This is a genomic window from Flavobacterium sp. Sr18 (assembly GCF_011064265.1).
Taxonomy (GTDB): Bacteria; Bacteroidota; Bacteroidia; order Flavobacteriales; family Flavobacteriaceae; genus Flavobacterium; species Flavobacterium petrolei.
Window position 1 is genome coordinate 15,834 of sequence record NZ_CP049329.1, and the last position, 11,420, is coordinate 27,253.

Annotated in this window: 9 protein-coding genes; 8 read left to right on the top strand and 1 reads right to left on the bottom strand. The window is 34.6% G+C overall.

What is annotated here, in order from left to right; genetic code table 11:
* Nucleotides 1-262 precede the first annotated feature (262 nt).
* The 4 genes from G7A72_RS00110 (at nt 263) to G7A72_RS00125 (ending at nt 3,421) form a co-directional block, all read left to right on the top strand.
* Nucleotides 263-1,123 carry a sulfurtransferase gene (locus tag G7A72_RS00110; protein ID WP_165150950.1) on the top strand — a complete coding sequence of 287 codons (861 nt, stop codon included), beginning with the start codon at nt 263-265 and terminating at the stop codon, nt 1,121-1,123.
* A gap of 552 nt (nt 1,124-1,675) precedes the next feature.
* Complete coding sequence (locus tag G7A72_RS00115) at nt 1,676-2,188, top strand: hypothetical protein (protein WP_165150951.1); 513 nt, start codon at nt 1,676-1,678, stop codon at nt 2,186-2,188.
* 346 nt (nt 2,189-2,534) lie between these two features.
* Entirely contained in the window at nt 2,535-2,783 is a 249-nt protein-coding gene (locus G7A72_RS00120) for a hypothetical protein (protein WP_165150952.1), read from the top strand.
* A 146-nt stretch (nt 2,784-2,929) separates the two neighbouring features.
* Nucleotides 2,930-3,421 (top strand): hypothetical protein, encoded by a 492-nt coding sequence (locus G7A72_RS00125; protein ID WP_241258549.1) that lies wholly within the window; start codon nt 2,930-2,932, stop codon nt 3,419-3,421.
* Between the two features lie 887 nt (nt 3,422-4,308).
* Here the strand turns inward: G7A72_RS00125 and G7A72_RS00130 are convergent.
* Nucleotides 4,309-4,485, bottom strand: coding sequence for a histone H1 (locus G7A72_RS00130; RefSeq protein ID WP_091173991.1), 177 nt, complete (start codon nt 4,483-4,485; stop codon nt 4,309-4,311).
* 532 nt (nt 4,486-5,017) lie between these two features.
* Here G7A72_RS00130 and G7A72_RS16715 point away from each other — a divergent pair.
* From G7A72_RS16715 to G7A72_RS00155, 4 genes are all read left to right on the top strand, one after another.
* Entirely contained in the window at nt 5,018-6,157 is a 1,140-nt protein-coding gene (locus tag G7A72_RS16715) for an RHS repeat-associated core domain-containing protein (RefSeq protein ID WP_305793608.1), read from the top strand.
* A gap of 3 nt (nt 6,158-6,160) precedes the next feature.
* Nucleotides 6,161-6,496, top strand: coding sequence for an Imm40 family immunity protein (gene imm40 / locus G7A72_RS00145; protein WP_165150953.1), 336 nt, complete (start codon nt 6,161-6,163; stop codon nt 6,494-6,496).
* Between the two features lie 234 nt (nt 6,497-6,730).
* Nucleotides 6,731-7,507: a hypothetical protein gene (locus G7A72_RS00150; protein WP_165150954.1), complete on the top strand. Its 777-nt coding sequence runs from the start codon at nt 6,731-6,733 to the stop codon at nt 7,505-7,507.
* 30 nt (nt 7,508-7,537) lie between these two features.
* A complete protein-coding gene (locus tag G7A72_RS00155) occupies nt 7,538-11,362 on the top strand; it encodes a T9SS type B sorting domain-containing protein (RefSeq protein WP_165150955.1) in 3,825 nt (1,274 codons plus the stop codon).
* Nucleotides 11,363-11,420: the final 58 nt, after the last annotated feature.

Below are 11,420 nucleotides of genomic sequence, written 5' to 3' on the forward strand. Positions count from 1 at the left end.
CGGATTTTCAACCAAAATGACCACAATATACTACAACATTATCTAAAAGTATTGGCTTTACCTTTTGGGAATCTAAAAGCGATTTTCAAAGCTTTTTACGCTTTGTTTTATTTTTATTATCATAAAGCGACTTTTACCAAGAAGAGTTTTAATTGTAGTTTAAATCATATATATCTACTCAATAATTAACCAAATAATGTTCGTTTGAGGTTTTTAGACAAACTGACGTTGTTCATCATTTTATCCAAACGAAAAAAAGAAAATGAGTTTAAATATTTTTCCAATTATTCAAGCTTCAGAATTGCTGAAGTTATATAAAATTGAAAATTTAGTTATTGTAGATGTTAGTAATGGGAAAAACGCAAAATCAAATTATAACGCTAAACATTTAGAAGGAGCAATATTTGTAGATTTAAATACTCAACTTGCCGAAATTAAAGACGATTTATCAATTGGCGGAAGACATCCGTTGCCAAAAATTGAAAATTTTGCAAGAACATTATCAAACCTTGGTATTTCATCAAAAAGTTACGTAATAATTTACGATGACAGAAATGGTTCGAATGCGTCAGCTAGATTTTGGTGGATGCTGAAATCTATTGGCCACGAAAAAGTTCAAGTTCTTAGTGGCGGAATTCAAGAAGCCGAAAGAAACAACTTTCCAATAAGCTCAAATACAGAAAGTATTAATAAAACAGAATTATATAACGTTGACAATTGGAAACTAAAAATTGCCGAAATTGCCGAGGTTGAAAAAGTTTCAAGAACCGCAAATCATATTGTAATTGATATTCGTGATGTTGAACGTTATAATGGCGAAACTGAACAAATCGATTTAATTGCAGGACATATTCCTGGAGCGATAAATGTTCCTTTTACTGAAAATTTAGACGAAAACGGTTTGTTTTTATCACCGAACTTACTAAAAATGAAGTATGAAAAAATATTTGGAAACTTTAAATCCGAAAATATAATTGTTCATTGTGGTTCTGGCGTTACGGCTTGCCATTCCCTTTTAGCAATCGCATATGCGGAATTGGAAATTCCAAAACTTTATGTTGGTTCGTGGAGTGAATGGAGCAGAAATAGTAAAATAATTGAAACGAAAACTGATACTAAATAAAAAAACCGAACTGCTAACAGTTAGGGTTTCTTTGCGTGCGTAGCACCAATAATGAAACGCGTGCTGAACGGAACCAATTTCAGATCCTATTAGTAGGAAAGGATCTATCGTTCTCTATAGTTAAACCCAAACTAAATCTGAATTCTTGAAATTTCATTCTACAATAAAAATACAAGCAATTCGATAAAAGAGAAATCGAAATATAATTAGGTAAAGACGATAAGAAAATTGAAAGATAAATTGTTTCAACGGGCGCTTGTTTATCACTTTCTTTGGTGCTTGAAGGCATCGATTATCTACTTAAATTACTGGGTAAATAGTTGTGTATGTAACGTGATTAATGACAGAAAATGGTATGCTACATTTCGATAGCTTATGGTAGTAGATACGTGCCCATCTGTAATCGGAAGCATTCGAAAGAGTTTGAATTATAGTTCAAAGTGCATACCTTTACTTTCTAGTTACCAAAATAAAGTTCGTTTAAAGTTTTTATCCCCATGACTGGAGTGAAATCAAGCTGGAAGTAGAATGTACTTCAAACAAAAATAAATAATGGAAAAATACATACGCCAATTAATTACAATTGAATTTGAAGACAAAAAAGAAATTTTTAGTGGTTTTCTTATTGACTGGACAGAAGATTGGATTTTACTCAAAAATAACCCGGTCGATTTTATTATTGATGGCTATACAATCTTGAAAAACAAAAATGTAAAGGCCATCATTCAGGACAAAGATCATGAATTCACAGAAAGGGTTATTAAACTGAAAGGGTTAAAAACAAGTGCCGATGAAATAATTCCGCTACAGGATTTGTCTTCCATTATAAATTTTCTAGCCAATAAATATGAGATTTTTCAGATTGCAACCAAGTCTGACAAAGCGGTTTATTTAGGCAAATTGATAGAATTAAATGAAGAAGAACTGGTCATCGATTTTTTGGGAACCGAGGGACAATTTGAAGGGGAGATGAGTTTCAAACCAAATAAAATAAGAGTGATTGAATTTGATACAGATTACATCAATTCTTTAAAACTAATTGTGAACGAAGAAAGGAAAAAATAAGTACTGTAATACTACCAGTTAATAGTAGTTATGTTTATGTAAATAGCACCGTGTGTAATTCGCGAATTACACACGGTGCTATTTGATTTTTACAAAAAAAGATAAAAGCTTGGAAAGCTTTTAATTTGAACTGGTTTAAGCCTGAATTTGAAGTGTTCAATTCCGGAATTGAACACTGTTTCTTTTTATAGAGCTATATTTTAAGCTTATAGGAGAAAATATGTTTTGTGTTTTGCAAGAAATATTTAAATATGAAAATATTTTATTAGAGTATCATAGTTAAATAGAAAGTTCTGAAATGAATCGAGATTTTCACTATCTTTGTTATCAAATAAATTTCATTATTATGAGTAGAAAGAGCGCTTTTAGAAAAGATGTTTTGCAAACAAAATCTCTTGTGAAAGCAGGCAAGGTAAGTGCTACAAATGCCCTTCGTGCCTCTAGAGCTTTGGGTTTGACAGTATCTTTTATTGAGAATGGGGTGCTTTATGAAGAACTACCTGATGGCACTAAAATAATTATAGAAACGAGAACAACTGTTAAAGAGTCTCCATTTACTTTAACTAAAGGAATGGTATTGCATGCCAAGAAATAAAAAAAAGAATATTTGCGGGACCTAATGGTTCAGGTAAAAGCACGTTATTTAAAGAATTTTCCAAGAACTATAACTCAGGCTTTTTTATCAATGCCGATGAACTCGAACAAAAGCTTTCGGCATCTGGTTTGATAGATTTAAAAGAAATGGGACTTTCTGCCACCCAAGAAGATTTAGACCATTTTAAATTATTAGCATCTTCACAATCTCTTATTCAAAAAGCAGATCTTGAAGGTCGCAACATCGATGTTTTTATCAAAGAAAATTTTATTGTTGATACCTCTAAAGTCACTCACAGCTATGAAGGCTCCTTTACAGCATCATTTATCAGGGATTTATTGATGAAACAAAGCAAATCTTTCAGTTTTGAAACCGTAATGAGTCATAAGTCGAAGATTAATGAAATAAAAGCTATTGTTGCCTCTGGCTATCATGCTTATTTATACTTTGTTTGTATTGACAGCCCTGAAGTGAATATTTCCAGAGTTTCCAACAGGGTGGATAAAGGGGGCATTTTGTCGCTGAAGACAAAATTGAGAACAGGTATTATAGGACACTTGAATATTTGCATCAAGCATTGCCTTTATGTTACAGAGCGTATCTATTTGATAATTCAGGTAAGAGTCAGGAGTTGGTAGCGGAGTTGTATAATGGTGCTATGGAATTAAAAACTGAAAATCCACCACATTGGTTTATTAAATATGTATTACCTTATTATAGCTAGTTTAGTATATACAATCATTATTTTGATTACGACAATTGATTGCTATAAGTTTGAACTATTATAATCCCGCTCCATTTAAGATTTCGATATTCGGTTTAAAATTACCTATTTTAGATTTTAATAATTCTATTTTATCAATTACTTTTATTTAGGATTTTGGAATAATGTTGCGCAGATCTCGCTTTTATTGACTAACATTTTGCTAGTGCTTTCGATTGGAATTTGTAGTTATAGCAAAGGTATGTCTGTTAAACTGCGAGATGTACTTGATGTTTCAAATAAAAAATAATTTCTGCAATATAGAACAAAAAAAGGAGGCCTTTTTAAAGGGCCTCCGATTGTAGATTCTGATTTACCATTTATCAACTCATACCGTTCAGTATGAAATGACTATTTGAATTAGCTTTTCCTTTCAGATAGTTTTACTCAAGTGATTAATCAAAACCACACTCAAAGGTACAACTAATTGGATATTAAGTTATTGATAATAAGTAAATTAACTATTTTTTAACCTGTAGTTTTACGATTGGCAGAAATAGTTAATTTCTGACTTTAGCTATTGCATAGGTTACGAGTTTACTAATCCAAAATTAATCGTAGCCGCAAGGAGAGCGGTTGAATAATAGAGGCAAATCATCGTAAAAAATAGAACTAAGAAAGAGCCATTATAGAATAGATTCTGGAGTAGGGAGTATCTTTACATTTCAACAGAGTAGGGTTTGCTGCAATATGTTGGCTAGGTAAAGTAGCCGATAATAAAAACCCTCCAGAAATCCAGAGGGCTAATCATTGAATAAGAACTTATTTTTTTGATTCTTCTATTGACACTTTTCTAAACTCTTTTAATAGTTTTTCCAGCTCCAAAGTTGATTTACGAGCTCTCGCTCCAGCAGCTTTAACACCTTTATCCGTTAGTGATTCAGATTCTGTTTTGAATGTTTCGAATTCAGCGTTGATTTTTTCGATTAAATCTTTCATGATAGTGCTTTATTAAAATTAGGACGCAAAAATAGAATTTTGCCTGTTAGATATAACTAATTTGCTGTTAAAATTAGTAGTGTTTTTCATGGTAACCGTGCAGTTAGCAAAAAAAATTGAGGGAACTTTGAGGGAAATTTATAAATTGGAATGTTGTTTAATAATGATAGCTTATTAATATACTATTTCTATAGTAGTGCCAATTTCTGAACTTGAAGTAATTTTTAATTCACCCTGTACTATTTTTGTGCTGTCTTTAATGTTTTTTAACCCTATTCCATATTTTACTTTTTGAGGATTAATACCGTTTTTGACCCGCAAAAAGGAAACTTGACTAGCCATACCTGCTGACGGCTCCATGGAGGTAAAGGAGGATAGGATTACGGGGATCTTTGAATTTGTCACTTGCATAGGCGGCGACGGCTACTCTGCCCCAATTGTATAAAAAAGTAACGGTACAACCCAAAATTATTTATATTTACACCGCGATTACCAAGGCAGTATTCTAGCTATAACCAACGACACTGGACAAGTGTTAGAAAAACGCCTCTTTGACGCTTGGGGTAATATTGCAAAAGTACAGGACGGAACAGGGAATAATCTGAATGGACTTACTATTCTTGACAGAGGCTACACGGGCCATGAGCATTTGCAAAGTGTAGGATTGATACACATGAATGGGCGATTGTATGACCCTAAGTTACACCGGTTCCTGCAACCCGATAACTATGTGCAAGACCCATTTAATACCCAGAATTATAATAGATACGGGTATTGTTGGAATAATCCGTTTAAATATACAGATCCAAGCGGAGAATGGATTTGGATATTAGTTGGAGCAATTATTGGTGGGGTTGCAAACTGGGTTGCTCATGGGGCACAATTTAATGCGAGAGGATTAACCGCTTTTGGTATAGGTGCAGCAGCAGGTGCTTTGGCAGGAATTGTTGGCCCCGCAGCTTTTGGTTGGGCCGGAGGTGGAGCAGCAGGAGCTGGAGGTTTTATTGCTGGTGCAGGAGCAGGAGCAGCAGGATCTGCTGCTTCTCAAATGGTTTTAAGCGTTGGGAATCATATTGCATTTGGTGATCCTTTAATGACACCGAAACAGTTTATTATTGGAGTTGCTCTTGGTGCAGCATTAGGAGGAACAATTAATGGTGTTAGCGCTAAAATTAACGGAAATACATTTTGGAAAGGTGTTGATGTTACTCCAAAAGTACAACCAATTTCTATTCACCCAACTGGTTTAGCAAAAACAGGAAATGCTGAAATAAAAACAGATGTTAAAATAGCCAATACAGCAAAGCCCAGTGCAACACCAACAACGCAAGCTCATACCGCTACGGTTATTAATAAAGAAACTGGTTTTATTGATCTTTCTAAAGATCCGCAGTTTAGATATGTGGATAAGATAGGTGAATCATTTTTTGATAATACTAAATACACTGATAAAGTTTTAGGTCAAATAAAAACTGGCGATTTTCATGCATTTCCAAAATCAGTAGAGGCATTTGAATTAAATGGAACTATATCAACAATTAAAGGGGGCGACGGTATTTTTAGGCAAATGTTAAAAATACCAGGAGAATATGGAGGTAAAAGAGGATTTTTTGAATTTATTAAAGAACTAGATGGAACAATAAACCATAGATTGTTTCGTCCAAATCAATAGTATATGAATAACAAAACATTAAAACAAATTAATAAACTATTAAAAAGAGGACTTTCACTTGATGGTATAGGAGTAAATAATTGGGCATTTTCTAAAGAAAGCGCTTTAAATATTTTAGATCGCTTTGAAGAGTTGCAAGTCACTATTTTAGGGGGTGACGTTCTAGAATTAATAAATGGTAATATTCAACATAATTATGATAATTGGTATTGCAATAAATTGCCAGATGAAACAGACATTGAATTTGCAAGGAGAAGTATTATAGTGGCAAGAGAATATATCAAAAAATATTATATAAATGATGTTAGTAAAATACTTTTCTGTTTTGTGCTCGAATAAAAAAGTAAAACAAATTCTCACAAGATGAAATAGTAACCCAGATAGTTCAAATATGTATTCGGTTCGGTACCGCTCAAATTTTTTCCTCGCTCGTAAAGCAAACAAATATTATTTAAATTGAGTAAAAACATAAAATGATTCAAAAATTATGGGAAAAACTAGAATGTCAGCAACTGGAGGCTCAATAGACTTAAATTAATTAATAATAACCAGAAAAGAATTAAACATAAAAACATGAAACGAATACTCTATCTACTTCCGTTGCTTTTTTGCATGTGCACGTCATCAGACGATACTACAAACCAAAGCACTTTCAGCGTAGCAACAGCATCATCAAAAACAACGGTTACTATCGACGAACCTTTTACCGTTACGGTTACAAGCAATGAAACAATGAAGTGGATGGCGGTAACAAAAGATGGCTCCGACCCGGTTGATTTTAGTGATTTAAATTTTGGAACTTCAAAAGAACTGTATTTTAATTTTGACACTGTGGGTACCAAAACAATCAAGATAAAAGTCAAAAATGAAAAAGAGGAAGAGACGACAAAAACAGTTTTGGTTACGGTAACCAGAGGCAATGCCATTAAGATTACTGGCTTGCAAGTGAAATCGTTTTACAAGATGAATACTGCTTGGGATCCGGAATATGCTGCAACGGACAGTAACCGCCTGGCAGATGTGTCATTTGGTTTGGTTAAACAACAACAAAGTAATCCTTTTTCTAGCGACTATTTTAATAATAATTCTTGGTGTCGTTCCACCGTCAAAGAAAATCAGGGCGATTTAACCTGGGATTTGTCATCCTTAAATTTATTCATCAACCCAAATGCTTCGTTGCGATATGGATTGGCCGATATAGATGGTCAATTGGGACAAGATTTACTAAATGGTCCACCGGATTATAAGACAATTAGTTTTTCTTCCTATCTTGCTACCAAACCCAGCACGATAACCTACTCCTTCCCGGAAATAAATCTAGAGTTTATAGTATCGGTGCAATGGCCATAAGATTAATTTTTAGTAGGATAGAATAAACCCATGAAATTCAAACTATTTCTTTTAATGACACTTTACACCTCACTCGCTTTCTCGCAACAGGAAACGAGTGTTTGGTATTTTGGGAAAAATGCAGGACTTAAATTCCAGGCTGACGGAAGCGTTGCTGCCTTAACCGATGGCCAGTTGGATACTAATGAGGGTTGTGCAACTTTAGCAGATAGCAATGGTAATTTATTATTTTATACGGATGGTACAACTGTTTACAACAAGAACCATCAAGTAATGCAAAATGGAACTGGTCTAATGGGGAATTGGTCAAGTACACAATCAGCAACAATAGTTCCAAAACCGGGATCCACAAATTTATATTATGTTTTTACATTAGACTATGAAGTACATCCAAACGGTTTTAGATATTCTATTGTTGATAGTAGCCTTAATGGGGGCCTTGGAGCAGTTACATCCGAAAAAAATGTGTTAATTTATACACCTTCAGATGAAAAGTTATCTATAGTAAAGCATGCTAATAATACCGATTATTGGGTAGTTACGCATGGTTGGAACAGCAATACTTTTTATAGTTATCTGCTTACTTCATCCGGTTTGAGTGCTACTCCTGTATCGTCAGATGCTGGTATGGTGGTGTCTGGTTCAACAGATAATGTTTGGGGATATATGAAGATAGCCCCTGATGGTTCTAAATTAGCAATTTGTCATGCTATAAAAAATTGTGAATTATTAGATTTTGATAATGCCACTGGATTGGTTTCAAATCCTATAGTTTTAAGAACTGGAGATGGTATGTATGGGGTTGAATTTTCACCAAATAGTGAAATTTTATATCTTTCAGTAACCAATCCATCGCCTTATAAAGTAATACAATATGATTTAACTTCAAGTGATATTGTTGGTAGCGCATTTACGACTTTAATCCCAAGTATTTTTCCATGCGCACTACAATTGGGACCTAATGGTAAGATTTATATAGCTGAATATGGTAAACAGAAATTAGGAGTTATTAATAATCCAAATAGTTTAGGTGCAGCATGCGATCTTCAAATGAACGCAGTTGATTTAGCTGGCCGAATCTGTGGTATGGGTTTACCGCCTTTTGTGTCGTCTTTCTTCTTTAATTCAGCTATAGAATTTAATAATTCGTGTCTGGCACAAACTACGCAGTTCACACTAAATACCAACCAAACCGTAACATCCGCCACTTGGAATTTTGGAGATGGGAATACATCAAATGATTTAAATCCAACACATACCTACGCAACTGCAGGAACATATACCGTTTCAGTTTTAGCGACTAGTACTGCTGGTACAAGTACAAAAAACAGAAGTATTGTTATTTCACAAGTTCCCACAGCAACAGCTCCTCAAAACATGTTAATTTGCGACGATAATAATGATGGTTTATATATTTTTGATTTAACAACTCAAAACCCGGCAATTCTAAACGGTCAGGATCCAAATTCATATAGTATAAACTATTTTGCCAATACTACGGATTACACCAATAATGTAGCTATTGCGGCTCCCGGTAATTACATAAACACAATTCCCTATCAGCAACAAACCATTATTGCTGAAGTTTCTAACAAGGTGAATACAACTTGCAAAAGAACCACAAGCTTTAGTATTGATGTTTTTGATTCGCCATTGCCGAGTTTACCCATAAACATTCTGAATCTCACTGTTTGTGACAATACAAGTGTTGGTACAGATACCGATGGACGTGTAATTTTCGATTTAACACAAAGAGCATCCACAGTTTTAAACGGACAATCGGCTACCCAATTTTCACTTTCTTACTTTAAAGATGTAGCATTAACCCAAAATATTGCAACACCGGAGGCCTATGAAAATACGAATCCCACAGAAACGATATACGTGAAAATGGTTAATAAAGACAATGGGAGTTGTTCGGCAACAACATCGTTTACAATTCAGGTGTTGGCTTTGCCGATAATTACCAATGGTGTCGATTTAAAACAATGTGATGATAATAGTGATGGTTTTAGTGTTTTTAACTTAGAAGAAGGGATTTCTAAAATAACAAATAATGCGTCATCAGAAACCATTTCATTTTATAAAACGCAAACAGACGCTCAAAACAATACCAATCCGATATCGAATGCAACAGACTACACCAATCAAATTGTTAGTAGCGACAAAGTGTATGTAAGAGTTGCCAACAGCAATGGTTGTTATAGAATTGCCCAACTGAATCTAATTGTTTCGACCACGCAAATTCCTTTAAATTTCACACGAACTTTTACGCAATGCGATGATGCAATTTCGGGCACGAATACCGATGGAATCAGTTCATTTGATTTTAGTAATTTGACCAATCAAATTCAGAATATTTTCCCCATTGGACAGCAATTAGACATTACTTATTATAGAAATTTAGTCGATGCTCTCGCCGAAAAAGATGCCATCTCCGATATTTCAAATTATAGAAACATCGGTTATCCAAATACCCAAAACGTATACATTCGTGTAGATAGCAGATTGAATAATGATTGTTTGGGCTTAGGAAGTCATATCACACTCAACGTAGAAGCAATTCCAGTTGTAAAGCCTGTTATTGAAAGTCGTTGTGACGACAATCAGGATGGGGTGTATGCTTTTGACACTTCAGGACTACAAACTAAATTGTTAAACGGATTAACCAATGTTACCGTTGCTTATTTTGACCAAAACAATAATTCATTACCCAGCCCTTTACCGAATCCGTTTACAACGGCTTCGCAAACGTTAAAAGTGGTCGTAACGAATAGCACCTCAAAAGCCTGTTCTTTTGATTCAACAATACAATTTATAGTTTCCGATTTGCCGGAAGCTTTTCCAGTTCCAACATCGTTGACTACGATCTGCGATGATGAAACAGATCCTAATTTGCAGGATGGAAAATATGCTTTTGACACTTCAACCTTCCAAAACACGATACTAAATGGGCAAACCGGAATGACGGTTCATTATTTTGACGGAAATAGCAATCTGCTTTCCAGCCCGTTACCTAATCCATTTGTTACGGAAACACAAAATATACGAGTAGAAGTAATAAATCAATTAAACAATTCTTGTGCTGCAGCAGTAATACTTCCATTTGTTGTAAATCCTGTTCCCAACATTAATTTACTGGGAGACGAATTGGTGTGCAGCAACCTATCTACATTTACAAAAGTAATTGATGCAGGAATTCAGGATGGTAGCCCGATTGCTAATTATAGCTATGCTTGGTTCTTTAATGGAAATCCCATTGCAGGCGAGAATAATTACACCCTAACCGTCAATAAAGCAGGTATATATACGGTGGAAGTTTCCAATGCACAAGGTTGTTCCAGAACAAGAACCATTACGGTTATGGCCTCAGATATAGCCAAAATAACAGAAATTAACATTGTAGATTTAGCAGATTCCAATAGTATCACTATTTCGGTGTCGGGTGCCGGAGATTATGTCTATGCGCTGGATGAGGAATTTAGCATGTACCAAACGGAAAACACTTTCGGCAATGTTCCTGCAGGAATCCATACGGTTTTTGTTAAGGATTTGAACGGTTGTGGTGTAGTTCCAAAAGAAGTAGCCGTATTGGGAATACCAAATTATTTCACGCCAAACGGCGACGGTTTCAATGATACTTGGAATCTTAAAGGCGCAAATGAAACACTCAATCTAAAAACGATCATCCAAATTTTTGACCGCTATGGAAAATTAATTAAACAAATCAGTCCGGTAGGCGAAGGCTGGAATGGAACATTTAATGGGCAACAAATGCCAGCAACGGATTATTGGTATTCAATACAATTAGAAGATGGTAGAATTATCAAAGGGCATTTTGCTTTGAAACGTTAGTTCATTAGTGCTCCGTTTAATAGCATTCTATGCTGTTTGTAATTATTTAATTTGAACC

Excerpts from the sequence above, each read along its gene's own strand:
- imm40 (WP_165150953.1), top strand. The coding sequence starts at position 6,161 with ATGAATAACAAAACATTAAAACAAATTAATAAACTATTAAAAAGAGGA.
- G7A72_RS00130 (WP_091173991.1), bottom strand. The coding sequence starts at position 4,485 with ATGAAAGATTTAATCGAAAAAATCAACGCTGAATTCGAAACATTCAAA.
- G7A72_RS00115 (WP_165150951.1), top strand. The coding sequence starts at position 1,676 with ATGGAAAAATACATACGCCAATTAATTACAATTGAATTTGAAGACAAA.
- G7A72_RS00120 (WP_165150952.1), top strand. The coding sequence starts at position 2,535 with ATGAGTAGAAAGAGCGCTTTTAGAAAAGATGTTTTGCAAACAAAATCT.
- G7A72_RS00125 (WP_241258549.1), top strand. The coding sequence starts at position 2,930 with ATGGGACTTTCTGCCACCCAAGAAGATTTAGACCATTTTAAATTATTA.
- G7A72_RS00110 (WP_165150950.1), top strand. The coding sequence starts at position 263 with ATGAGTTTAAATATTTTTCCAATTATTCAAGCTTCAGAATTGCTGAAG.
- G7A72_RS00150 (WP_165150954.1), top strand. The coding sequence starts at position 6,731 with ATGAAACGAATACTCTATCTACTTCCGTTGCTTTTTTGCATGTGCACG.
- G7A72_RS00155 (WP_165150955.1), top strand. The coding sequence starts at position 7,538 with ATGAAATTCAAACTATTTCTTTTAATGACACTTTACACCTCACTCGCT.